Origin of the sequence: Pseudoalteromonas sp. SG43-4 (assembly GCF_014164325.1) — a bacterium.
In the GTDB taxonomy this organism is placed as follows: Bacteria; Pseudomonadota; Gammaproteobacteria; order Enterobacterales; family Alteromonadaceae; genus Pseudoalteromonas; species Pseudoalteromonas distincta.
The window spans coordinates 1-23,933 of sequence record NZ_JACJFB010000011.1; the positions used below are offsets into that span (position 1 = coordinate 1).

Genomic DNA, 23,933 nt, shown 5'->3' on the forward strand with positions numbered 1-23,933 from the left:
CATAGAGCAATACGTAGAGCAATACGTAGATACGCATTGGGTACGTAATGAGTTACATAACTTAGATTTAAATTAGATTTAAATTAGGTTTAAAGTTAATTAATATCCGGTGTTGAGTCTCTTAAAATAAGCTTTGGCTGAAACACGTGCTTTACTGTTATGCCGCTTTTTTTATAAATGTCTTTAAGTACTAAGTTAGCCGCAGCTCGGCCCATTTCGGGAACTGGGTTATCTATTGTAGTCAGTGTTGGGTAGAGGTAATTGGTGAAAATTACGTTATCGAACCCAATAATGGCTAAATCTTTTGGTAGATTAAAACCGTGTTCGCGGGCGTATTTCATAGCACCCGATGCCATTTCGTCATTGGCACATACAAGGGCGGTTATTTGCGCTTTATTTTGAATAAAATGCCTTAAGCCGTCGCTGCCGCCGGTTTCTTTAAAGTCGCCTATGTAAAATAAGTTTTCGTCAAAGGTTAGGTTGTATTCTGCGAGGGCTTTTTTGTGGCCTTTTAAACGGTTTGACGCATCTTCTTTAAACTGCGGGCCTGCTATGTATGCAATGTTTTTATGACCTTTGTTGATCATGGCTTTAGTGGCTAAGTAGCCGCCCATTACGTTGTCGAGGCTAATGCAGTTTTCTTCAATTTCTTTAACGTAGCGGCTCATCAAGTAAATAGGGGTTTTGCCTTTACTTAACTCAATTAGATACTCGTTTGATACCGCTTCTACGTGGGCAATAATAGCGTCGCAATTACGGCCTATTAAAAATTCAAAGCCGCTTTTTTCTTTTTTCTCGTCACTGTGCCCAGGTGTAATAATAACGTGTTTACCCGCAATACGAAGGTGCTCTTCAATGGCTGACATCATTTGACCAAAAAACGGACCATCCAACTCAGAAACTAAAATACCGACGCTGTTTGTAGTGCTAGACGCCAAAGAGCGAGCAATAGAACTTGGCTGATAGCCTAGCTCTTTCATTGCTTCTAATACCTTTTTTTTAGTTTTTTTGCTTACGTAGTCGTTGTCGTTAAGTACCCTTGAAACAGTTGATAAAGACACACCTGCCATTTCTGATACTTGATAAATTGTCGCCATTGATGTCCTAGCTTATATGTATTTTTACTCGCACTTTATAAAAAATATAAAGTGCGAAGGGTCATTAAAAGTTAATTTACACATTACTGCGTCTAATTGCTAAGTCTTCTGTTATTTTTTGCGTCATCGCTGAGGTTAGCGGATAAATAAGCATCAATGCGGCGCCTAAAAAAGCAAATGCGGCGGGTATCCAGCTCATAAGTAACTGCATACCAGGTAGGGCTTGTGTGATTGTTAGCTCATCCATACCGTTATAGCCGTAGCCTGCAAGTACCACTAATACTAATGCACCTGCAAAACCACCACCGGTTTTTTGCACAAATGTACCCGCTGAATAAATTAAGCCTGTAGCGCGGCGTTTGTTTTTCCACTCTGAATAATCGGCTGAATCACCAAGCATACTAAAAAATAATGTTGGCATCATCGCGGCAAAAAATTCAGCAGCGCAACCAAAGGTAAATACAGCAATAAGGTTATCACTAGGTACCCAGTAAAATGCAGTAGTGAGTATGCCGCTTAGCATTAATGAAGCAATAAAAAGGTTTCGTTTACCCATAATTTCGGCCAGTTTACCTGTGGCAAGTGCGCCAAATATAGATACAACCAACAAAGCAATAAAGTATTGCCCAGCCATGAGTTCATTGGCTACGTGGTACTTAAAGTAGTACGCAATTACGCCGTATTTAATGCCATTAAACATCATGGTTAAAAAACCAATGCCAAGTAATACCAGCCAAGGTTTGTTGGTCAGAAGATCAACCATGTCGCGTTGTGATCCCGTTAAGCTTTGCTTATCTTTATTGAGTAATTTTTTAATAACGAATGTCATTGCAGCCATAACAAGGGCAAAAAATACGCCGCTGTATAAATCGCGGTAATAAAAAAACAAGGTAGTAGCAAGCAAAGGTAGGATTATAAATGGCAGGCTTTTGGTTAAATCAAATAATTCTGATTTTAAATTCCCTTCATTTGAAGCGTGCGGTGTTACACGCTCTTTAGTGGTCGCAAACGTTATAATCATTAAAATAATAAGTAAGCTGGCAAATAAGTACATAGTAAGCTGATAGCCTTTAGCGTTGTCGCCGCCACCAAAAAAAGCTACTAGCTCAGGTAAAAAACCCATAACCAATAAACCACCAGTAAACGCACCTGCAAACCTAAAACCAGAGAGCTTTGTGCGCTCTGTATCGTCTGGTGTCATAACGCCCATAAGTGCCGAGTAAGGTACGTTACTTACAGTGTAAGCAAGCGTTAAACCTATGTAGGTTACGTAGGCATAAATAAGTTTGTTGGTAGTGCTAAAGTCGGGTGTAGTAAAACACAACACCATAAACAAGCCCAAAAATGGTGCCGAGTAGAGTATCCATGGGCGAAATTTACCAAAGCGCGACTGCGTTCTGTCGGCAATCATACCCATAATAATATCGGTTACGCCATCAGATAGCCTTACCACTAAAAACAACATGGCAGCGGCAGCCGCCGATATGCCAAATGTATCGGTGTAAAACACCGCTAAATAAGCAAGCGCGCCGCGCCACACTAAGTTAGCGCCGGCATCACCCATGGCGTAACCGACTTTTTCGTATAAAGGGAGTTTGTTCACAGTGCGTGTTCTTATTGTTATAAGCCGAAAAATTATCGGCTAGTTATTAGGTTACTGTACGCTTTACCGCTGGCTTTAACAGTTCGTTTTTGTGTGTTGTAGTCTACGTGTACTATTCCAAAACGTTTTAAATATCCTTCAGCCCATTCAAAGTTATCCATTAGGCTCCAAGCAAAGTAGCCATCTACTTTCACACCTTGCTCAGCTGCGTTATGTAGGGCATTTAAATGCTCGTGGTAATATTCAATACGGTCGTTATCGTTCACTTCACCGTCTTTAAATTCGTCAGCCATGGCTGCACCGTTTTCGGTAATATAAATAGGCGGTAGGGTGTATTTTTCGTTTAACGATACAAGTAACTCTGTAAGTGCTTTAGGATAAATTTCCCAGCCTATATCGGTCATTGGCGCTTTATGTGGCAGCTCATGGTAAAAGTCGGTTTCGCTTGCTTGATAATGCATGCGGGTATAAAAGTTAACCCCTAGGTAATCTAGTGGTTGAGCAATTATTTCCATGTCTCCATCCAAAATATCAGGGCGGTGGGCTTTAGGTAATTGCGAAATGATATCTGGGTACTTACCTTGCATTACAGGCTGCATGTACCATTGGTTTATGTAGTCATCAGCAAATGCAGTCGCTTTTAAATCTTCTTCGCATTGGGTAACTGAGTAACAAGGCGTAAAGTTAAGTACAATACCGTTTAATGTATTTGGGCTATTTTTAGCAAGTACTTGCATAGCCAATCCGTGGCCCAGTAATAAGTGATGCGCAGCTTTACGACCAAACTCCCGACCTACAATACCCGGCGCATGTACGCCTATTTCGTAACCTAAGTAAGAGCTACAAAACGGCTCGTTTAAGGTGGCGTACGAGTGTACGCGGTCACCAAATGCTTTGGTAATTAAATCAGTGTAATGCGCAAATTCGTAAGCGGTGTTACGGTTTAGCCAACCGCCTTCGTCTTCAATATGTTGTGGTAAATCCCAGTGGTACAGCGTTACAAAAGCTTTAATGTTACGGCGTTTTAATTCATCTAAAATGTCGGTATAAAACTTAACGCCTGTCGGGTTTAAGTGACCGCTTTTAGTCATTACGCGCGGCCACGAAATCGAAAGTCTGTAAGCGTCTACACCTAATGATTCAATTAAGTTTATATCGTCTTTCCAGCGAGTGTAGTGCTCGCAGGCTACATCGCCATTTGAATTATCGACTATTTTTCCTTCTTTACTGCAAAAGGTATCCCAAATACATGGCAAGCGATCAGCTGCGCCGCCTTCAATTTGAAATGAGGCCGTAGCTACACCATAGGTAAAACTTTTGGCTAAAAGGGGTGAGCCACTAGGTAAAGATAATTGTTTCATTAAGAGAAAACCTCTGCTTCTTTTTGGTAAAGGTTGCTTTGTATATAGCGTGTATTAAATTCAATATTGGAAGCGCTTCCATATTTAATTTGATTAATCACTAAGGATGGTATTTAATAACTTTAAGGAAGCGCTTCCATATTTAGGTTAGTGGCTATTGCTAAGTAGGTCAATAGTTAAATTTAAATAACAAATAGGTGCTGCACAAAAACACACTGACACAACACAGGGCTATAAAAATGAAAAAAAGCTTAAACACTAATAGGTTACGAATGCTCCCTATTTTAATAGGCGGATTATGCGTTCTAAGTGCGTGTAATAAACAAGAAGCTAACGCTAATAATAACGAAAGCGCGGTGGCCAAAAAGGCTGAACATGAGCAAGGTGATTTATCACTTTGGCCAACGCTTAAAAACAAAGTAGTGAAAACGCCTGAAATTGAAAATACGATTGAACAATATTTAAAAACAATGACGCTTGAGCAAAAAGTAGCGCAGATGATCCAACCTGAAATTCGCGATATTAGTGTTGAAGACATGCGTAAATATGGTTTTGGTTCGTATTTAAATGGCGGTGGCTCGTTCCCTAATGCTAATAAGCATGCAACGCCTGCCGATTGGATAACACTTGCTGAGAGTATGTATCAGGCATCGGTTGATGACTCAATTGATGGCAGTAAAATTCCAACTATGTGGGGCACTGATGCGGTACACGGTCATAATAATGTGATTGGGGCGACGTTATTTCCGCACAATATTGGTTTAGGTGCAGCAAATAATCCTGCATTAATTGAGCAAATTGCAGCAGCTACGGCAATAGAAGTAATGGCAACAGGCATAGATTGGGTATTTGCACCAACTGTTGCGGTTGTGCGCGACGACCGATGGGGCAGAACGTACGAAGGCTACTCAGAAGACCCTGCAATTGTACGTGAGTATTCAGCCGCAATTGTAAACGGATTGCAAGGCAGAGCCGATGAGGACTTTTTAAGTGATAAACGCGTAATTAGTACCGTTAAGCACTTTTTAGGCGATGGCGGCACGGTAGATGGTGACGATCAAGGTGACAACATTGATAGCGAAGAGACGTTATATAACATTCATGCGCAAGGCTATATAGGTGGCTTAACCGCAGGTAGTCAGTCGGTTATGGCATCGTTTAATAGCTGGAATGGTAAAAAAAATCACGGCAATAAATACCTACTTACCGATGTATTAAAAACAAAAATGGGTTTTGATGGCTTTGTTGTAGGAGATTGGAACGGACACGGACAAGTTGCAGACTGTACAAATGAAAGTTGCCCACAGGCTGTTAATGCGGGGCTTGATATTTTTATGGTGCCAACGGGTGCTTGGAAGCCACTTTATGAAAATACAATTAAACAAGTAAAAGCGGGCACAATAACAATGGCGCGAATAGATGACGCCGTGGCACGTATTTTACGCGTTAAATTACGCGCGGGTTTATTTGATAAACCAAGCCCCGCAAATCGAAAATATTCAGGTAAATTAAAACTAATAGGTGCGCCAGCACATCGCGATATTGCCCGCCAAGCGGTACAAGAGTCGTTAGTACTGCTTAAAAACAACAACCATTTATTACCGCTTAATCCATCAAGCAACATACTGATTGCAGGCGATGCGGCCGATAACATAGGCAAGCAATCGGGCGGTTGGAGCATTACGTGGCAGGGAACTAATAATCAAAATGCAGATTTTCCTGGGGCAACGTCTATTTATGCGGGGCTAAAAACACAAATAGAGGCTGCTGGCGGTAACGCTATTTTAAGCCCAACGGGTGAATTTAATACCAAACCCGATGTAGCCATTGTTGTATTTGGTGAAGAACCATACGCAGAGGGGCATGGTGATAAAGACAACCTTGAGTTTGAGCGTAACAATAAACGCTCTCTTAAAATATTAAAAACATTAAAGCAGCAAAATATACCGGTTGTTTCTGTGTTTATATCGGGCAGACCAATGTGGGTTAACAGCGAGCTAAACGCGTCAGATGCATTTGTAACAGCATGGCTTCCTGGCACTGAAGGACAAGGCATTGCAGATGTTTTATTAGCGGATGCAAGTGGGCAGGTACAGTACGACTTTAAAGGTAAATTGTCTTTCTCATGGCCTAAATCGCCACTACAAACCGCAGTAAATAAGGGCGATGCTGATTACTCACCATTATTACCCTATGGCTTTGGTTTAACCTATAAAGATGAAAGTACGCTTGCCAATAATCTAAATGAAGACTCAGGTGTTGATATTAGTAACCTTGCGCCGCTATCTATATTTAATGGCAGTTTTAAAACGCCGTGGCGTTTGTTTTTAAATTCAAATAGCGAGCAGCACCAAGTAGCCAGTAACAGTGTAAAGCTCGGTGGCATTACTTATCGCACTGAAGACAAAACCATTCAAGAAGATGCGATGCAATTTAATTTTGATGGCACTGCAGCCAGCTACATCGAAATTAATAGTAACTTTACCGAAGACAAAGTGGCCTACATTGAAGCAAATTCGGCCCTTAGTTTTAGCTATAAAGTAAACCAAATACCTAGCTCACATACATACCTTGCAATGAAGTGCGAACAAGGTTGTGGTGGCGAATTTGATATTACCAATGAGCTTGAAAATGCTACTTTAAATACATGGCAAACCATGAGTATAGATTTAACGTGTTTTACTAAAAAGGGCGTTGATTTTGCCAGAGTAACCAGCCCTTTTATTATTAAAACAGCAGGAGAGCTTAGCGTTTCAGTTGCAGATATTAGCTTTGAACCACAAAGCGCTAAAAGCGCCGTGGTTAAGTGTGAATAATAAAACCTAAAGTTGTTGTGTGTAACCAAAACCCTTAGTAATAAGGGTTTTTTATGCTGGGCAATACTGCTTTAAAAACTCATGGTGAGGCGGTAATTGGCTAACGCGCTGTTCTATTTGCTGTTTAATACCGTGTAAAAAACGGGTGAGTTCTTCATCGCTCATCATGCTGGCTATTAAGTGATGTTGATTAGGCTCAATACCTTGACCAAGCATAACTTGCACCCACGAGTCGACTCTAAAAATGTCGCCATCGTCTAAAAATACACGGCCGGTTTGTTTAAACAAATCAATTTTATGCTGAAGTGTTTTTGGCACTTCCATGGCATTACAATGCTGCCAAAACTCACTGTCATCGCGATTAGTTACTTTGTAGTGCAGCACAATAAAGTCGCGAATATTTTCAATTTCGCTTTTAAGCTGTTTGTTGTATTCGTCAATGGCGTGATTGGTAATGCCATTAAACGGAAATAAACGCATAAAGCGAATAATACCCGACATAATTAAGTGAATGCTGGTGGACTCAAGTGGCTCTACAAAACCGCTGGCAAGGCCAAGCGCTAGGCAGTTTTTATTCCAGCCTTTTAAGCGCCGCCCTGTTTTAAATTTAATAATACGTGGCTCTGTAAGCGCCTCGCCCTCTATGTTACTTAATAAGAGCGCTTTGGCTTGCTCGTCATCCATATATTGGCTGCAATAAACTAATCCGTTGCCTACACGGTTTTGCAGCGGTATACGCCATTGCCAGCCGCTTTTGTGGGCAATAGATCGGGTAAGTGGTAATACGGTCTCGCTGGTTGATTTTGTTTGCACCGCAATGGCGCTATTACACGGTAGTAAATGCGACCAGTCTTCGTAGCCAGTATGTAATGCTTGCTCTATTAACAAGCCTCTAAAGCCAGTGCAATCAATAAAAAAGTCGCCGTTAATGTGCTCGCCATTATTTAAAATCAATGATTCTATATGGCCCGTTTTAGGGTTTTTTACTACTTTTTGTATTTTACCTTCAATGCGTTTTACACCCAGTGGCTCTGAAAATTCACGTAAAAACTGCGCGTAACGCGTGGCATCCATATGGTAGGCATAGTTAATAGGGTTTTGCTGATTAAACGCAAACTTACCGGCTTTAGCCGCTTGCAGCTCGTAGCAGTAATCGCCAAATGGGTTGTTTATTCCAAGTGCTTTACCTTGCAGCCAAAAGTGATGAAATTCACCCGCCCAACATTCTTTGCCCGTTGCGCCAAATGAGTGAATATAATGCGTGTTTTCATCGCCCCAGTTTTCAAAGCTAATACCTAATTTAAAGCTTGCTTGAGTGGCTTTCATAAATGCTTGCTCGTTTATACCCAGCAATTTATGAAATGTACGAATAGGCGGAATTGTAGCTTCGCCAACACCCACAGTGCCAATATCGTCAGATTCAACAAGGGTTATGTTTATATTGTTACCAACTAGTTTAGCAAGTGCCGCTGCGGCCATCCAACCTGCAGTGCCGCCTCCAGCAATTACTACGTTTTTAACAGCGTTTGTTTTAGTCATTATGTGGCTGCCCATTATTTGATAAAAGGTGATTTAAAAGCGCGCGATTACTTGGCAGTCCATTTAAACACTGCGCTATTTTTTCGCGATTTTGCTGATAATAGTAATCCCCAGCACGTGGGTCGTTAAATGTATTTTGTGCAGAGACTGTTTGTGTATCAAAGCCCATGCCATATAAAACGTATTGGTAACTGCTTGATGAAAACACTTCTTCGTTTTCAATAAAATCAAAGCGGCTAGGGGGCTGAAATTGCCAAAGTTTAAGTAAGTTTTGCAGGCGCTCGGGCGCGGTATTTAAATTACTAATATCTTGCCAATAGGGAGTGTCGTCGCGCTCGCTTAGTACATAATGAAGTTTTAAAAATTCAATAACGCGCTGCCAACGAGTGCTAAAGCGGCTGTTAAAACGACTTGCAAGCTGGCTCATGTGGGTGCGGTTTTGCGGTAGTTGCTCGCTTATCATGTTAATTGAAAGTTCAACCATAGCAAGAGCTGACGCTTCAAGCGGCTCTAAAAAGCCAGCTGACATACCCACGGCAACACAGTTTTTAATCCAAAATTGTTCCCTGTAACCAGGGCTGAATTTTAATACACGGTAGGTAAGTTGCTCAGCTTGTTGCTCACTGGTGCTTTTGGCTATGTAGCTTTTTAGTGTATTTGTTGCGCTTTCATCGCTTTGATATTTACTACTAAATGCATAACCTGTACCACGGCGTGTTGGCAGGGCTATATCCCAAATCCAGCCGTTACTTTGCGCTGTAGATAGCGTAGCAGAGGCAATTGGCTGATCGATGTGTGCATTAGGTATTTGCGCCGCAACAGCGCTGTTATTAAATAAAATATGATCTTGCGCTATAAACTCACTATTAAAATGCTCACCAATTAAACGAGCACGAGAGCCTGAGCAATCTATAAATAAATCACCTGTTATATCGCCATTATTATTTGTTTTTAATGAAGCAATATAGCCATGTTCGTCGTTAATAACCTCGGTTACATCGTCAATAATATGTGTAACGTTTAGATTTTTAACACAGTGATTTTTTAAAAACTCAGCAAATTTACCCGCATCTAAATGATAGCCATAGTTGGTGACCGCTGCATATTCGGGTGTTTGTAATTGCTTTGGTGCAAGTGCTGCTTGGCATACAAAGCTTTGCATATTAACAACGTCGGCAAATTTTTGATCAGGTGCAATACGTTGCCAGCTGGCGTGTAAATTAGTGTGCTCGTAGCCTTGTGGATTCATAAAAGGGTGGTAGTAGTTTTCTCCCTCGCTGAGGTTGCGCCAATTTATAAATTTAGAACCTTGTTTAAATGACGCGTCGCACTGGGTTATAAAATCAATTTCTTTAATGCCAATGCGCTGCAGCGTGTTGCGCATTGACGGCCATGTGCCTTCGCCCACACCCAATATAGGCACGTTTGCCGACTCCACTAACGTTACATTAAGGTGCGGGTGTTCGGCGGCTAATAAGCCTGCGCTTAGCCAGCCGGCAGTACCACCACCTAAAACGACTATTTTTGTTATTGGTTTGGTCATGAGTTAACACCCTAAAGTTGATAACAATTAAACTAGCATTAATACTGTTTTAAATACAAAAAAGCCGCTAGTATAAACTAACGGCTTTACTTTGTATTACCTTTAGAAGTTGTAACGCATACCAATATTGTAACGTGCACCTAGCTGTTGTAGGTTCCACAATTGTGCTGACGTACGGCCATGTTCGCGGCTGTTTTGTTCAGTAATGTTAAGGCCTTCAACAAAAAACGATAGTTGTTCGCTGTAGTTGTACGCAACATTAAAGTCGATTTGATAATATTCTTCAGTAAAGCCTGGCTCGTTTACGTATCGAGCTGCGCTATTTAAAAACTTATCACGCCAGTTGTAAGCAATACGTGCTTGAAAATCATCGTTTTCGTACATTGCAATAAAGTTAGCTGTATCGCTTAAACCCACTAGTGCAAATTGTGTTGTAGTAGGGTCAGCGTTTACATCAAAGTCTATGTCGCCATTAACTGTGGTGTAGTTTGCTTGCACACCAAAACCGCTTTCACCAAAAAAGTGCTGAAAGGCAATTTCAAAACCATCAATGGTGGCATTTTTATTGTTGGTAGGTACTTGCGCTGTAAATTCTAGTAATGGGTCATCGCTTTTAGCAATTACATCGTAAGCGGCTTCAAACTCTTCGTAAGTCATAGAGTCAAAATCAACGTTGTTTTCTGTTGCGGCAACCATTTGAAATAAGTTTGAATCGGTTAGGGCAAGTCCGCGAGATTCTAGTTCAGCAATGGCAGCTTGTGCGCGAGGACCCGCTGTTGCATCGCGTAATCCGTAGTAGTTTTGCGTCATTGGTGTCAAACCAATAAAGTTTTCGATGTCTTTAGTGTAATAACCTACCGACACATAACTAGTTTCTGCAAAGTACCATTCAGCCGATACATCAATATTGTCTGATTCAAGCGGCACTAAGCCAGGATTACCCGTTGACGCTGTAGCCGGTGAAGAACCTGCTAAAAGAGTAGGGGCACCCGGTACACCAACAGTCGCTGCTGAACTTAAGTTGTCGTAAGTTGGGCGAGCAATTGTAGTGCTATAAGAAAAACGCGCTTTTACGTTTTCGATTACTTCTATGTCAAAGTCAAAGCTTGGTAAAAAGTGATCGTAGCTAGATTTAAGGGTGAAATCTTCTTTATCTGAGCCAAAACGAACATTAAAGTCGTTATTACCTTCCCACGCTACTGCGTTAGGTAAATCGATATTAGCCGTTGAGGTAATGTCGGTAGACTCTTGGCGCGCGCCAATAACAATGTTGTATGGCATATCGCCAATGTAGCCGTTGTAAGTAAATTGCACAAACGCTGCGGTTATATCTTCTTCAATGGTGCGGTTAGTTGCAAATGCGCCATCGGCTGCAAAGTTAAATCCGTATTCTTCACCCGCCGAGTAACCAATTTGCGATGCGCTGCCGGTGTAACCTTGGTTGTATGAGCCCGATGTATCGTAGTCGTCAAACTCAGCTAAAAAGTTTGTTGGGTTTAGGTAGCCATCAGGTAGTTCGCCTGGGTTTTCGATACCCCAGTTACCCATTGTATTACGTGTAAGTGATTGCAGTGAATGGCTTTCCATAGAGCGAGACTCTATACCAAAGTCAATTGCGCCGTTTTCAATTTCGTATTTACCATGGATTCTAAATTCTGTAATTTCAGATTCTTGGCGAGCAAAGTTAGAATCTAAAATAGACGTACCCACATCAGAGGCATCTAATGTGTTATTACAATTTAGGTTGTCTCGGCGGCAATCATCAAAATCGATACTCATTGATGGAAGCTCACGGCTAAAATCAACTTCTTGTGCGTTAACTACGTTTGCTCCCAAGCCTGCGTTTACCCAGCTGCCGTAAGGTGCATCTGGTTTGCTAGTGGCTTTTGAATTGTGCGCATCAAACATAAAGCTCAATTCTGAATTGAAATAGTATTCAACGTTTAAACCAATAGAGTCGTTTTGGTTAACTTGGTTTAGCTCTTGAAATGCTAAGCCTAAATCGCGTGTTTGCTGATCGCGACGTTCTTCTCGGTAATAAATAGGGGTTTTTACCGTGTTGTCGTCAAATGTTAGCGCGCTTTTGTAGTTATCCATCCAAATTGATTGCTCAGCACGGGCTTCGAATAAATCTTGCTTAGAATATGTGTAATCAAGCGTGGCTGTTAAATCGTCAATAGGGCTGTATTGCAGCGTTAATTGCGCGTTTGTACGAGTACGCTCTCTGTCGGCAATGGTGTAGCGCAAATCTGATGGCATTGAATAAAGCTGGCCAACGGCGGGTGCATTAGTTAAAACAATATCGTCTGCAGCTTGTGGGATTGTGCCGTCAAAAGCTGATGTATTCCATTGATTTACAAACGCACCTGTTGATGAGCTATCGCGCTGTTGCATGCTTGCAGTTAACGAGGCACCAAATTTAGCTTCACTGTCGGTCCAGCTAATTAAGCCCGAAAGCTCAGGTGTTATGTCATCACCAACGCGGTTTGTTGAGTCGTGTAATGCTTTTACGCCAATGCTTGAAACAAAGCCTGGATTGTCGAGCGGGCGAGCCGTATTAATATTAATTGTTGCGCCAATACCACCTGATGCAATGCTTGCTTTACCAGTTTTATATACTTCAACCGATTTAACGCTATCAGACGCTAAGTTTGCAAAATCAAATGCACGAGAGCTGGGTGTACCACCGCCTGCAGGCAAAGATGCCGCCGGCATTGTACGCCCGTTTAGGGTTACCATATTGTAGTCGGGGCCAAAACCACGAACCGTTACTTTAGAGCCTTCACCATTTGAGCGATCAATCGACACACCCGTAATACGCTGTAGCGACTCGGCTAAGTTGGTATCTGGGAATTTACCAATATCTTCAGCTGATATAGCATCTACAACACCGGCGGCGTCGCGTTTTAAACGAGTCGACTCTTTAATACTGCTTTTAAAACCAGTAACTTGGATTACTTCAACATCTGTATTTGCTTCTTGTGCATATACAGGCAAAGAGATTGATGCACCTAAAATCAGAGATAGGCTGGTCGCTATCTTTGTTTTTCTTACAATATGGTTGGACATTCGGTTTCCCTCGCGCTTTTATCATTATTATTAACAGCTTGTATGGGGCTGTTATTGTGTAGTTATAAACATTGTCAAATGTGTGGAAGCGCTTCCAGAGAGATCTGTTTAAATAGATTTTGTGGAAGCGCTTCCAGAAATGCTAGTTTATATTTTGAATAGGGTCAACTGTTGTTTTAATAAAATGAGACTAAATTGTTTTTAAAATGTATGTTTTTTGGATTTAATTTTATTTAAATCATAAATTACAATTGGTTATAAAAAGCCGTTTGCAATAGTGCTGTAACAATATTTTATTATAAGAAAACCAATTATTGATTAATTTAGTTATTTACACATTTTTATAAGGTGTTTAAATCAGCTTTTAATACTAGCTAAAATTAATAAATCGGCCGTTGGTCACTCAACAAAAAATAGGTACATTTGCTAACTTAGCGAAAATGCCGATGTAGTGATTATGTACAACGCAATTGAAGCAATCGCATCAAGCGGCGGTTCTATCTCAGTTTATGTATCGGTCATTAAAAACCAGAAGTTGTTTAAAAAATCGTTAATTAAATCACTAAAAAGTAACGTAGCTTTTGCAGAAGATGGTTTAAAAATAAACTTATAAAGTATTGCGCATAAGGTGTTGCGAGTCGCTAGTTTTATCGCTATTTTAAAGGCTCTCTCATAGATGGATTTTATTATGCGCATTAAATTTTTAGCGAGCTTTTATTCTTTCTTCTTGTTTGCATTGTTTGGTTGTGACGACCAAAGTATGGCAATTCAAGGTAGTCCTCAGCTAAATAATAATGTAAGTAACTCACCCTCTAATCTCAAAGTAAACACGCCTTCAGCAGCTCAAACACACGAACCCGCTTTAGTGGTCGGTATGCTAGCAACACATTGTAAAAGTAATGAAGCAGCCTACATTAACGCAAAAATGCATAAAGTTGTGCGTAACCCAGATGAAAGTACAGCCTACAAGTTAGAGCCTACCGATAAAGTGCTTTCTATTTGTGTTGCAAAAGATGACTCATCGCTTAGTTATCGATTTGGTAGAGTTAATGACATAGGGCTTGAAAAAGAAGCAACACCGAATGCTCCATTTGGCAGTTACTACAGGCAAGTAGGGCGTATTGGCGAGAGTATTTTATTTTTTAGTAACGGCGAATATCACTACTATATTATTAACTCAGGCGGTATGGGCAGCGGTGTAACCGTTAATGTTTATGAAAACGATACATTAATAACTGAGCTGTTTTCGGGTAATGATCCTTACGATGATTTTGTTATAGCAACCGATTTAAATTTCCCTAAAAAATTGGTTATCGAAAAACAGCCATTTAATAAGCAAATGCAGTAAATAATGACTCCACAGCAGCAAAACGTTATAGAGCAAGGGCATTGGTTTAAAAACCGTAGCGCTTATTTAAAAAGCTTTTTATTAACGCAGGGCAAAACGCTCTCACTAAAGGCTCAGCAATCATTATTTTTGCGAGGTGATAAGCACGATGGAATTTATGCAGTGCTTAGCGGCGTGGTGCGTATTAGTGGCGTAAGTAACGAAGGCAAAGAAGCCGTATTGAGCTTTATTGATTCATCACTGTGGTTTGGCGAAGTTACCTTGTTTGATGGTGGCCTGCGCACTCACGATGTATATGCACAAACTGATGTTGTGCTTTTTTACGTGCCCCAACGCGCGCTTGAACAGCTATTAAACGAACAGCCACAATATTGGCAAGAGTTTGGTTTATTGCTGGCACAAAAGTTACGCCTAATGTTTACCTCAATGGAAGATCACGCATTACTAAGCGCTGAGCAAAAAGTATGCAATCGACTTTTAATGCTTAGCGAACATACAGAGCACTTAACACCGCTTGTTTTATCTCAGCAGCAACTTGCTGATATGACCTACCTAACGCGCCAAACTATTAATCAAATACTGCAACAGCTTGTTAGCTTACAAGCTATTAGTTTGGGGTATCAACGCATAACTGTTTTAGATAAACAAAAGTTACAGGCCCGTGCTACACAAGCTTAAATAGAGGCTGCTTTATTTAGTTGGAACCAAAATTGCTACATAATATGTAATGCAACAATGGATTTGAGCTAATGACTACAATAACCTTTAAAAATCAATATAGTAATTATAACTCTCCAACAGTAAATAAAGCGGCAGGTTCAAGCGAAGTTGCGGCAACTAATACCCTCCCTAATGAAAAACCAAATGGTGTTAAAGGCATAAGCTCAACGCCTAAAGATCAAACGTTTTTAGAAAGTGCCCAAGAAGCGCTGGTTTATCAGCGCTTAGGCGTAAACAAAAACAAGATAGACGAGCTAAAAGCGACAATAGAAGAGCTCACTAAAGAGCTACAAGGTCAGGGCACAGACCCTAGCGCAATTGCTGATAAAATAGAGGAACTTCAAAAAATGCTTGAGCAAGAGTATCAAAAAGGGCGCGAGCGAACGGATATGAAAGGTGAGCATGAGCCGGGTAAAATAATTTCTGCATTTGTTTAATTTACACAATGTCGGATACCTGACATTGTTGCTGTGCTTACTTTTGCTAAAGTAAGTTTTAAATATAAAAATAAAGGCAAAACAATGAAAACACTTCAACAGCAACTTGGTAAATATGGTTTATATCATCGTTCTAAACGTAATGTACTAACGCACTTTATTGGTATTCCGCTCATTGTATTTGCGGCGTTGTGTTTACTAGCACGTATTCAAATACCCCTTGGTAGTGTAGTAATTGATGGCGCACAACTTTTTGTATTAGCGTCGGTTGTTTATTATTTTATGCTAAGCTTTTCGCTTGGCTTTATTATGGCCGTAATATTTACTTTACTCCTTGTTGCTGCTCAGCCTATTGCGGCAATGGCGTTTTGGCCTTGGTTGAGTATTGGCGTAGGTGTGTTTGTATTTGGTTGGGTATTACAGTTTATTGGGCATTATTACGAAGGTAAAAAACCGGCGTTTGTAGATGATCTAATTGGTTTAATTATAGGCCCTTTGTACGTAACTGTTGAACTACTATTTTTAATGGGTTTTTACAAAACATTAGAAGATGAAGTAAACGCAATAGCAGGTCCTACAAAGGCGTAAAATACTTTACTAAGTACCTTTATAAAACCTAATAAATAACAATAAAAGGGCAGATAACGCATGCAATATAATAATAAAACCGTGTGGATCACCGGGGCATCGTCAGGTATTGGTAAAGAGCTTGCTATACAATTTGCCGAGCTTGGAGCGCGCGTTATTTTATCGGCGCGCAATGTAGATAAACTAAACGATTTAAAAGCAACGCTTAAAGGCGAAGGGCACTTGGTTGTGCCGCTGGACTTAGCCCAGCCAGAGCATGTACTGAGTACAATAACAGCAAACATGAGCGAGCTTCCTGTAATAGATATTTTAATTAATAACGGCGGCGTATCGCAGCGTAGCTTATTTTTAGAAAACGACTTTAACGTGTACCGCCAATTAATGGAGGTTAATTACTTTGGCTCAATTGCACTTACTAAAGCTGTATTGCCTACTATGGTGGCAAGGCGCAGTGGCTCAATTGTGTCTATTAGTAGTGTGGCGGGTAAAGTTGGGTCAAAATTTAGAACAGGTTATTCGGGTTCTAAATATGCGGTGGTTGGTTTTATGGATTGCCTACGAGCAGAAGTAGCACAACATAACATTCATTGTTTAACAATTTGCCCAGGCTCTATTAAAACAGCAATTGCGCATAACTCACTAAACGAGCAAGGCATAGCTCAAAATAAACCAGAAGAATCGATAGAAAATGGGATGGATGTAAGCGTAGCGGCTTCAAAAATGATTCGTGCCATTAGCAATAAAAAAGACGAAGTGATTATTGGCAAAGGTTTGAGTGGTTGGGCGCCTACAATTAAGCGCTTTTTTCCTACTTTGTTTAATCGCATTACTGCAAAAACAAACTATAGGTAGCGTCGTTTATTTCAAAGGCGTAAAATGCCGTAAATTTGATCAATTTAGAAAAGGATTCTAAATGAAGTATTTATGGTTGAGCCTGTTTTTTATTGTATTAATTTGGTCTGGTATTAACCCAAAAGATCAATTTACATGGCTGCTTGAAGTTATCCCCGCAATTATTGGTTTAGTGCTGCTAGCAAGTACCTATAGCCATTTTAAACTTACCCCTATTTTATATACATTTATTTTAGCGCATTGCATAGTGCTGATGATTGGCGGGCATTACACCTACGCCGAAGTCCCTTTTTTCGATAACCTATTTGGTAGCGAGCGTAATAACTACGACAAAGTAGGGCACTTTTTTCAAGGGTTTGTACCAGCACTACTAGCACGCGAAATTTTACTGCGCAAAAAAGTAGTAAACGGCAAAGGTTGGTTAATCACCTTTGTTATTTCGGTATGTTTAGCATTTAGCGCGTTTTACGAATTAATAGAATGGTGGGTTGCAGTATTAAGCGGCGAAAACGCAGAAGCGTTTTTAGGCACGCAAGGTTACGTGTGGGATACCCAATCAGATATGGGACTGGCGTTATTTGGGGCTATTTGCTCGCTATTAGTACTTTCAAAAGTACACGACAAACAGCTAAAAAACGTTAAAGATTATTTATAGGCTATAGGAACGTTCTATAGAAATGTTTATAAAAACATTGGTAAAAAAGACTACTAACTTATGACCGCAAATATTAGTAACTACTCAATTAGCACAGACAAAAGCAAACTTAACTTTAACGTTATTTATAACTTTATTGCTAATAGCTATTGGGCCAAAGGCATTCCTAAAAGCGTGATGCAATCAGCTATTGATAACTCAATGTGCTTTGGTGTTTACAGCGCTCATAACGAGCAAGTTGGCTTTGCCCGAGTCGTGACCGATAAAGCAACCTTTGCTTATTTAGCAGATGTATTTATTGCCCCGCACTTGCAAGGTAATGGGCTGAGTAAGTTACTTATTAAAACGATAGTGGAGCACCCTGAGCTGCAAGGGCTCAGGCGCTTTTTGTTAGCGACATCGAATGCCCACGGGCTTTATGCACAATACGGGTTTAAACCTATAGACAACCCCGCATTGCTAATGCAAATAAATCCTGAGAATGTGTATGATGAAAATAATAGTGAGGTCTATTAAGCGGGGGGAAGACCATGATAAATTTAAAGATCTTGTTAGGTGTTTTTATCACTTTTGTCTGGAATATCATTACATAAAGCACACCCTACACCTTTACGTGATTGATATAATCTTGAACATATAAACACTGTTGTTGTAATTAAAGACCAAGTACAAGCAAAAATTAATGCTTCTTGAACTGAATGCTGTTTAAGCAACTCAACTATAAAAAGTAAGGCTGCTACTCCAAGAAATACTTTTAATGCTCTAACGAACCAAAACTTAGATCCCATTTGAACTCCAAACCTGAGAAACACCTAACGAGCCTTTAGATTAACTCGTTTTTTATATAAACAAACCATAGCTGAGTTCCTATTTTGGTTCAATTGATTACTGTGTTTTTACGCAGAATATTGAAAAGTATTTAGTGTTTTTTTTATTCGCGTTTTGAAAGGGATTATAGGTATATAGGTGGCTTTTGCTACTGGCGGCAATGGCGTAAACCACGCACGAAAGTATGCAGTTTAATAAAACGAGGTGTTAGCGAACGACTCGCCATAGCCTGCGTTATCACCAGCAAAGGCCCTTGTAGAAGCTCAAAAACAAAAGGAATTAACATTGCGCTAGTCAATGACTATTTAGCATCACAAGGTTTAATGTCATTGAGAGATATTTGAATCGGTATTCATTACGGGAGATGAACCGCCCATTGCGGACCCGCATGATGGGGGGTGTGGGGGCTGGAGGCCTCCGGCTACCCGATTATGTAACTATTTCCACATACTTTGTCTGCAACTTTTAAACTTATCTTGAGTTAACTCATGCAATTTTAAGCTCAAGTCGTCCCATGATTTATTGACAGGTAATTTTCGACAGTGTTTAGAATTAGGAAATTTTTTGCCAACTTCAATTAAAGAGCCGCCTGCTAATTCGGTAGATGCAAAAATAAAGAAATGCAGTCCATCTTTACATTGGTTGTTGAACTTTCTCTCATATGGGGTTGTTGGTAAACTTTGAATCAATTGTGATAACTCATCTATTTCAGTTTGTTCAAGTTTTGTTTTGCAAGGCATGGCATTTGAAAAGAATGAAGTAGCCCAATAAAACTCGCCTTGGTTGTTTAGCCAAACTCGATCAACAGTTCTCATAGTTTCAATTTCTGCACGTAGAGTCCAGTCATTCTCTTTCGCATTAAGACCTGCAGAAAAAATGAATATTAAAACAAATACTAAAAGTTTCATTGCATCATCCTAGGTACACAACGGCTTTATCAGAGGACACTTTCCTCTTTTTATGAGCAATGTATGTCCCCTTAATTATTTTTTAATATTAATAACAAATCCTGTAACACATTGCCAGTTATAAACTTTAAGGCGGGCTGTTCTTTTAATAATATGCACAAATGAGGAAACGTCCTCATTTTTAGACTTATGAGGAAAAGCTCCAGTGCGGTACATAAATGCAGCAATTAAGTATTTAAAATGAAAACCAAACCCGATTTTAAATCATTTTATAGTCACTAAAAAACGCCAGCGATAATGCAAATAACCGCTTTAAGTACACTTATTTGTGTAGGCGTATTATAAAAGGTGGTTTAGGGACGGTGGAAGCTGTAAAAACGAGATCATTAATTATTTACTAAACGAGTCTTCCTACTTTTAAAACAGGGCAGACACGATGTACTTATACCAATCGACTTAAATATTTAGCCTTTCTAGCGTGCTAAATAAAGCGTTAACGGCGTTATAAATTTCTCATGTAGAGCAACTACATGTCGAAATTTATGCCTTGTTATCCCTCTATTTATCCGTCGCTATAAATGTCTAATAACTTAACACGATTGGTATTATTTAGCTTTTTTTGCCTCTAGAGTTTCTATTTCACTCCAGATTTTTTCGGCTTCGGCACTTAACATGGCAAAGCTTTTAATGTCGCCTTTTCTTTGTGCCTGCATGCCTTGCTCTAGTTTTACGTCGTATTCTTTACGCAGTTTTTTTACGGGATCAGGCTTTAAAAATGAAAACATTAGTATTCTCTTAATTTATTAAATTATATGTAGTTAGTGTACGCATTAATGGGCTTAATAGTTCTTTGTTTAGTGAAAATGTTTACTTTGCGCTTTTAAAGCGCAAAGTAAACACGGTGTAGTTATTAACGTACTGTGTGCTAGTTCTGGTTCTAGTACTTACGTTTCTGGCTCTAGGCGTTTAATACCTTGCCCATCAATACCTAAATAAATAAAACCATCACTGCCTTGGGCTAAGCTGCGTACTCTGCCTATTCCATCGAGTACTTTATATTGCTTAACAACCTTACCCTTTGAGATTTCCAATGCGCTAATAAATGCAAATTTCATTGATGCTAATAATAGCTTACCTTTAAGCTTTGGGTATTTATCACTCGTTACATACAACATATCGGAAGGGGCAATTGAAGGGGTCCAGTGTAATACAGGCGATTGCATGCCGTCTTTTTCTTTAAGGTCGGTAAACTTGGTGCCGCTGTAGTTAACGCCATAACTGACCAAAGGCCATCCGTAGTTAGCGCCTTTTTTTATTATATTAAGTTCATCGCCGCCGCGTGGCCCGTGTTCGTGAGACCATAAAATATTATTTTGATTATCAATCCACATACCTTGTGGATTACGGTGTCCATAAGACCATACCGCATGTTTTGCATTTTTTTGTTCAACAAACGGATTATCACTTGGGATATTACCATTTTCGTGTAAGCGATAAATTTTACCGCCATCACGGGTGAGATCTTGTGGGTTTATGTCGCGCGAGCCGCGATCGCCAATTGAAAAATAAACATAACCTTCATCATCAAACACAATACGGCTGCCGTAGTGTTGGCCTTTGGTACTATTATGCTCGCCTTTGTATAGCAATTGCTGATCAGACAACTGCATATGATCGTCACTTAGCTTGGCGCGCATTAAGGCGGTGTTACTTCCGCTTCCTTTGCCCTCACTACTTGCGTAACTAAAGTACAGCCATTGGTTTTGTTTACTGTCGGTGTGTAGTGCTAAATCAAGTAATCCACCTTGGCCATTAGCGTCAATGTCGGGCAGCCCAGAGACTTTAGTTAACGTAGTGGTATTTTTAGGTAATAAAAATAACGTTCCACTGCGCTCAGATATTAATAAATCACCATTAGCTAAAGGCTCAATAGCCCAAGGTATAACTACACCTTCTGCCGCTGTTACTGCGTTAACGCTAAGCGCTAAAGTATCGAGCTGTTTATAGTTTTTTACGTAATCGCTTTTTGCATGCGCGGGTGCGTTAGTAGCAAATATAGCAATGGCTAAGCCTGCACTTATTAGTTTAGGGAGTGTGTTATGTGACATTAAATTTATCATTATGGCTTCCAAAATTAATTCAGTCTTATATAACCTTAACATGGCATAAATAAATTTGTTAAGCGTTGAGTTGAATGAAAAACACACACTTCTATTTTTATACGATGACCTTTAACAGGAAATTGTTTTAGCAATTAGCGCTAATAAAAAACTGAATAATTACTCTATTGGGGTTGAAAACTTAGAATTTGAGCGTACACTTGTGCGCTGAAGTTTGGGCGTACACGTGTAAGTTCAAAGTAATTAAGATTTGATAGAGATTTAACCATGATGACTCAAGTATTAAACCAATTTTCAAAATGGTTTTTACACCATCAAAGTTTTGCAGGCTACATAGAGCCCGTAATGCAGGTGTTTAAACCTGCTTGGCGTGCAGGGCAGTTTAGAGCGCAAGTAGTTAGTACAGCTGTACTTGATGGCGGTTTTTTAAGTGTGCAACTTAAGCCAAGCAAACAATGGCAGGCGCATACGTCAGGGCAGCATATAAGTTTAACGGTTGAAATTAATGGGCGATTATTAACACGCGTTTTTACCGTGGCCTCAAGCGCTCAGCAATTTAAAAATACAGGTTTGGTGCGCTTACTAATCAAAACAAATGCGCAAGGGCGCTTTACAGGCTTACTCAGCAGTGCATTAAAAGCGGGGTTGTGGTGCAATATTTCTGCGCCAAGCGGCGACTTTGTGTTTAAAAACACACACACGCCAGCCACTTTTATTGCAGGCGGCTCGGGTATAACACCTATGCTGGCTATGCTTGATGATTACTTAAGCCAAACTACGCAAAAAGTGTCGTTAGTGTATTACGCAAAAGCCACTGAGCATCAATGTGTTGATGAGCTAAGTGAGTTGGCAGCGCAATTTGAGCATTTTTCGTTTTTATTATTAACGCGTGAGCAATCAAGCGATATAACCAGCAATATTAAGCCGTGGGAAAACCCAGATATTTACTGCTGTGGCCCTGCAGCATTTATGCAAACGGTGAGCGATTTTGCTAAAACGCATAAGCTAAATTATTACCAAGAAGCATTTGGTTTAGCGCTGCCTACCTTAAACGACGACAGCCAATTTAATGTAAAAATTAACGCCAGTGCCCATGTTGTATCGGGCAACGATGTTTTACTGACTCAGTTTGAAGAAAAAAAGCTCCCCGTTAAACGCGGTTGCGGTATTGGTATTTGCCATCAATGCCAATGTATTAAAAAGTCAGGCGTGGTACGTAATTTAAAAACAGGTGAATTGAGTGACAACGGCGAGCAATTAATACAACTTTGCGTAAGCCAACCTGTTAGTGATTTGGAGTTACAATTATGAAAAACATTAACTATGACATGCTCGCAAGCGAGCTAGATGCCATTAAAATGGACACCCTTGGCAAAGTTGGCCAACAAGATGCTGACTATATTCGCTCTGTTGTGCGCAAACAGCGAGTGTGTGAATGGAGCGGGCGAATTTTGCTTATGCTTGGTTTTATTCAGCCACTATTGTGGGTTGCAGGCGTGCTGCTATTAGCGCTTGCTAAAATTTTAGACAATATGGAAATTGGCCACAATGTAATGCATGGTCAATACGATTGGATGAACGACAAGCAACTTAACTCACAACATTATGAGTGGGACATAGCGTGCGATGGACAAAGTTGGCACCGCGTTCATAACTTTGAACACCATACGTATACTAATATTATTGGTAAAGACAGAGACTTTGGTTATGGCTTGTTGCGTTTAAGCGATGATTTTAAATGGCGCTTTAAAAATGTATGGCAGTTTTTTACATATATTAATTTAAGTGTGTTATTTCAGTGGGGCGTGTCGTATCACGAGTTAGCTGCAGAGCGTGTTTTTATCGGTAAAAAGAAAGAAAACCGTGAAGGGCTTGTATCACACTATACATTAAAGCAGCGCTTTTTTAGTAAAGGCGCTCGCCAGTTAATTAAAGATTATGCGATATTTCCGTTACTTGCAGGGCCTTTATTTTTATGGGTATTAGCGGGTAACTTGGTAGCTAACTTAATCCGTAATTTATGGACATCAACCATAATATTTTGTGGTCACTTTACTGAAGAAACGCAAACTTTTAAACAAGAAGACTGCGTAAACGAAACGCAAGGACAGTGGTATTATCGCCAAGTACTGGGCTCGTCTAATATTAAAGGGTCGCATTGGTTTCATGTTTTAACAGGGCATTTGAGCTGCCAAATAGAGCATCACTTATTTCCAGATATGCCGTCTTCGCGCTATCAAGAAGTTGCACCTCAAGTACAAGCTGTTTTGCAAAAACACGGTATTGATTATCACACTGGTGGCTTTTTTAGACAGTATACGTCGGTGTTAAAACGTATTATTAAATACTCGTTTAAATAAATTATTTGTTTTAAAAAATCGATCTATGTAGCAGCATAGGTCGATTTTTTTGTTTATAGCACCCAATGCGGTTGATTAGTAAACAGCAC

At 40.0% G+C, this 23,933-nt stretch carries 21 protein-coding genes and 1 pseudogene; 12 read left to right on the top strand and 10 right to left on the bottom strand.

Annotated elements, in window-relative coordinates; all coding sequences use genetic code 11:
- Positions 1–95: 95 nt before the first annotated feature.
- The 3 genes from H5160_RS11885 to H5160_RS11895 all read right to left on the bottom strand — a co-directional run bounded on the left by H5160_RS11885 (position 96) and on the right by H5160_RS11895 (position 4,061).
- A complete protein-coding gene (locus tag H5160_RS11885) occupies positions 96–1,097 on the bottom strand; it encodes a LacI family DNA-binding transcriptional regulator (RefSeq protein ID WP_002961833.1) in 1,002 nt (333 codons plus the stop codon).
- Between the two features lie 76 nt (positions 1,098–1,173).
- Positions 1,174–2,700: an MFS transporter gene (locus tag H5160_RS11890; RefSeq protein WP_149604933.1), complete on the bottom strand. Its 1,527-nt coding sequence runs from the start codon at positions 2,698–2,700 to the stop codon at positions 1,174–1,176.
- A gap of 32 nt (positions 2,701–2,732) precedes the next feature.
- A complete protein-coding gene (locus tag H5160_RS11895; protein ID WP_182737541.1) occupies positions 2,733–4,061 on the bottom strand; it encodes a GH1 family beta-glucosidase in 1,329 nt (442 codons plus the stop codon).
- Positions 4,062–4,300: 239 nt separating this feature from the next.
- On the opposite strand from H5160_RS11895, the gene H5160_RS11900 reads away from it, so the two are divergent.
- Positions 4,301–6,877 carry an exo 1,3/1,4-beta-D-glucan glucohydrolase gene (locus tag H5160_RS11900; RefSeq protein WP_182737543.1) on the top strand — a complete coding sequence of 859 codons (2,577 nt, stop codon included), beginning with the start codon at positions 4,301–4,303 and terminating at the stop codon, positions 6,875–6,877.
- Between the two features lie 51 nt (positions 6,878–6,928).
- Here H5160_RS11900 and H5160_RS11905 read toward each other — a convergent pair whose 3' ends face one another.
- The 3 genes from H5160_RS11905 to H5160_RS11915 all read right to left on the bottom strand — a co-directional run bounded on the left by H5160_RS11905 (position 6,929) and on the right by H5160_RS11915 (position 13,028).
- Positions 6,929–8,416: a tryptophan halogenase family protein gene (locus H5160_RS11905; RefSeq protein WP_182695598.1), complete on the bottom strand. Its 1,488-nt coding sequence runs from the start codon at positions 8,414–8,416 to the stop codon at positions 6,929–6,931.
- Positions 8,409–9,959, bottom strand: coding sequence for a tryptophan halogenase family protein (locus H5160_RS11910; RefSeq protein ID WP_182737544.1), 1,551 nt, complete (start codon positions 9,957–9,959; stop codon positions 8,409–8,411). Before H5160_RS11910 ends, H5160_RS11905 begins: the two co-directional genes overlap by 8 nt.
- Before the next feature lie 102 nt (positions 9,960–10,061).
- On the bottom strand, positions 10,062–13,028 hold the full coding sequence (locus H5160_RS11915; RefSeq protein WP_182737546.1) for a TonB-dependent receptor: 2,967 nt from the start codon (positions 13,026–13,028) through the stop codon (positions 10,062–10,064).
- Between the two features lie 457 nt (positions 13,029–13,485).
- Here H5160_RS11915 and H5160_RS11920 point away from each other — a divergent pair, with 457 nt between their 5' ends.
- The 8 genes from H5160_RS11920 to H5160_RS11955 all read left to right on the top strand — a co-directional run bounded on the left by H5160_RS11920 (position 13,486) and on the right by H5160_RS11955 (position 18,144).
- Positions 13,486–13,641: a hypothetical protein gene (locus tag H5160_RS11920; RefSeq protein ID WP_182737548.1), complete on the top strand. Its 156-nt coding sequence runs from the start codon at positions 13,486–13,488 to the stop codon at positions 13,639–13,641.
- A 63-nt stretch (positions 13,642–13,704) separates the two neighbouring features.
- Positions 13,705–14,376, top strand: coding sequence for a hypothetical protein (locus tag H5160_RS11925; RefSeq protein WP_182737550.1), 672 nt, complete (start codon positions 13,705–13,707; stop codon positions 14,374–14,376).
- Between the two features lie 3 nt (positions 14,377–14,379).
- The gene (locus H5160_RS11930; protein ID WP_182711610.1) at positions 14,380–15,054 is read left to right on the top strand and encodes a Crp/Fnr family transcriptional regulator; all 675 of its coding nucleotides are present in this window, start codon (positions 14,380–14,382) and stop codon (positions 15,052–15,054) included.
- A gap of 71 nt (positions 15,055–15,125) precedes the next feature.
- Complete coding sequence (locus tag H5160_RS11935) at positions 15,126–15,533, top strand: hypothetical protein (protein ID WP_182733725.1); 408 nt, start codon at positions 15,126–15,128, stop codon at positions 15,531–15,533.
- An 84-nt stretch (positions 15,534–15,617) separates the two neighbouring features.
- The gene (locus H5160_RS11940) at positions 15,618–16,121 is read left to right on the top strand and encodes a DUF962 domain-containing protein (protein WP_182715776.1); all 504 of its coding nucleotides are present in this window, start codon (positions 15,618–15,620) and stop codon (positions 16,119–16,121) included.
- A 60-nt stretch (positions 16,122–16,181) separates the two neighbouring features.
- On the top strand, positions 16,182–16,973 hold the full coding sequence (locus H5160_RS11945; RefSeq protein ID WP_182737552.1) for an SDR family oxidoreductase: 792 nt from the start codon (positions 16,182–16,184) through the stop codon (positions 16,971–16,973).
- 61 nt (positions 16,974–17,034) lie between these two features.
- Positions 17,035–17,628, top strand: a complete 594-nt coding sequence (locus H5160_RS11950) for a DUF2238 domain-containing protein (RefSeq protein ID WP_182737553.1) — start codon at positions 17,035–17,037, stop codon at positions 17,626–17,628.
- Positions 17,629–17,688: 60 nt separating this feature from the next.
- Positions 17,689–18,144: a GNAT family N-acetyltransferase gene (locus tag H5160_RS11955; protein ID WP_182737555.1), complete on the top strand. Its 456-nt coding sequence runs from the start codon at positions 17,689–17,691 to the stop codon at positions 18,142–18,144.
- A 35-nt stretch (positions 18,145–18,179) separates the two neighbouring features.
- On the opposite strand, the gene H5160_RS11960 is transcribed toward H5160_RS11955, so the two are convergent.
- Entirely contained in the window at positions 18,180–18,416 is a 237-nt protein-coding gene (locus H5160_RS11960; RefSeq protein ID WP_182737556.1) for a hypothetical protein, read from the bottom strand.
- Positions 18,417–18,602: 186 nt separating this feature from the next.
- Here H5160_RS11960 and H5160_RS20445 point away from each other — a divergent pair.
- Positions 18,603–18,800: pseudogene (locus H5160_RS20445) on the top strand (hypothetical protein); the annotation flags it as partial.
- Between the two features lie 93 nt (positions 18,801–18,893).
- Here H5160_RS20445 and H5160_RS11965 read toward each other — a convergent pair.
- From H5160_RS11965 to H5160_RS11975, 3 genes are all read right to left on the bottom strand, one after another.
- Positions 18,894–19,364 (bottom strand): hypothetical protein, encoded by a 471-nt coding sequence (locus H5160_RS11965; protein ID WP_182737558.1) that lies wholly within the window; start codon positions 19,362–19,364, stop codon positions 18,894–18,896.
- Between the two features lie 605 nt (positions 19,365–19,969).
- Positions 19,970–20,149, bottom strand: a complete 180-nt coding sequence (locus H5160_RS11970; RefSeq protein WP_007375469.1) for a DUF6435 family protein — start codon at positions 20,147–20,149, stop codon at positions 19,970–19,972.
- A gap of 159 nt (positions 20,150–20,308) precedes the next feature.
- Entirely contained in the window at positions 20,309–21,484 is a 1,176-nt protein-coding gene (locus H5160_RS11975) for a PQQ-dependent sugar dehydrogenase (RefSeq protein WP_182737560.1), read from the bottom strand.
- A 267-nt stretch (positions 21,485–21,751) separates the two neighbouring features.
- Between H5160_RS11975 and H5160_RS11980 the strand changes: the two genes are divergently transcribed.
- Both H5160_RS11980 and H5160_RS11985 read left to right on the top strand, forming a co-directional pair.
- Positions 21,752–22,795, top strand: coding sequence for a flavin reductase family protein (locus H5160_RS11980; protein WP_182737562.1), 1,044 nt, complete (start codon positions 21,752–21,754; stop codon positions 22,793–22,795).
- On the top strand, positions 22,792–23,844 hold the full coding sequence (locus H5160_RS11985; protein WP_182737564.1) for an acyl-CoA desaturase: 1,053 nt from the start codon (positions 22,792–22,794) through the stop codon (positions 23,842–23,844). The genes H5160_RS11980 and H5160_RS11985 overlap by 4 nt, the downstream gene beginning before the upstream one ends.
- The last annotated feature ends 89 nt before the right edge of the window (positions 23,845–23,933 follow it).

Bases quoted from the DNA above. Each gene is read 5' to 3' on its own strand.
- H5160_RS11885 (WP_002961833.1), bottom strand. From the start codon at position 1,097: ATGGCGACAATTTATCAAGTATCAGAAATGGCAGGTGTGTCTTTATCA.
- H5160_RS11895 (WP_182737541.1), bottom strand. From the start codon at position 4,061: ATGAAACAATTATCTTTACCTAGTGGCTCACCCCTTTTAGCCAAAAGT.
- H5160_RS11900 (WP_182737543.1), top strand. From the start codon at position 4,301: ATGAAAAAAAGCTTAAACACTAATAGGTTACGAATGCTCCCTATTTTA.
- H5160_RS11905 (WP_182695598.1), bottom strand. From the start codon at position 8,416: ATGACTAAAACAAACGCTGTTAAAAACGTAGTAATTGCTGGAGGCGGC.
- H5160_RS11910 (WP_182737544.1), bottom strand. From the start codon at position 9,959: ATGACCAAACCAATAACAAAAATAGTCGTTTTAGGTGGTGGTACTGCC.
- H5160_RS11915 (WP_182737546.1), bottom strand. From the start codon at position 13,028: ATGTCCAACCATATTGTAAGAAAAACAAAGATAGCGACCAGCCTATCT.
- H5160_RS11920 (WP_182737548.1), top strand. From the start codon at position 13,486: ATGTACAACGCAATTGAAGCAATCGCATCAAGCGGCGGTTCTATCTCA.
- H5160_RS11925 (WP_182737550.1), top strand. From the start codon at position 13,705: ATGGATTTTATTATGCGCATTAAATTTTTAGCGAGCTTTTATTCTTTC.
- H5160_RS11930 (WP_182711610.1), top strand. From the start codon at position 14,380: ATGACTCCACAGCAGCAAAACGTTATAGAGCAAGGGCATTGGTTTAAA.
- H5160_RS11935 (WP_182733725.1), top strand. From the start codon at position 15,126: ATGACTACAATAACCTTTAAAAATCAATATAGTAATTATAACTCTCCA.
- H5160_RS11940 (WP_182715776.1), top strand. From the start codon at position 15,618: ATGAAAACACTTCAACAGCAACTTGGTAAATATGGTTTATATCATCGT.
- H5160_RS11945 (WP_182737552.1), top strand. From the start codon at position 16,182: ATGCAATATAATAATAAAACCGTGTGGATCACCGGGGCATCGTCAGGT.
- H5160_RS11950 (WP_182737553.1), top strand. From the start codon at position 17,035: ATGAAGTATTTATGGTTGAGCCTGTTTTTTATTGTATTAATTTGGTCT.
- H5160_RS11955 (WP_182737555.1), top strand. From the start codon at position 17,689: ATGACCGCAAATATTAGTAACTACTCAATTAGCACAGACAAAAGCAAA.
- H5160_RS11960 (WP_182737556.1), bottom strand. From the start codon at position 18,416: ATGGGATCTAAGTTTTGGTTCGTTAGAGCATTAAAAGTATTTCTTGGA.
- H5160_RS11965 (WP_182737558.1), bottom strand. From the start codon at position 19,364: ATGAAACTTTTAGTATTTGTTTTAATATTCATTTTTTCTGCAGGTCTT.
- H5160_RS11970 (WP_007375469.1), bottom strand. From the start codon at position 20,149: ATGTTTTCATTTTTAAAGCCTGATCCCGTAAAAAAACTGCGTAAAGAA.
- H5160_RS11975 (WP_182737560.1), bottom strand. From the start codon at position 21,484: ATGATAAATTTAATGTCACATAACACACTCCCTAAACTAATAAGTGCA.
- H5160_RS11980 (WP_182737562.1), top strand. From the start codon at position 21,752: ATGATGACTCAAGTATTAAACCAATTTTCAAAATGGTTTTTACACCAT.
- H5160_RS11985 (WP_182737564.1), top strand. From the start codon at position 22,792: ATGAAAAACATTAACTATGACATGCTCGCAAGCGAGCTAGATGCCATT.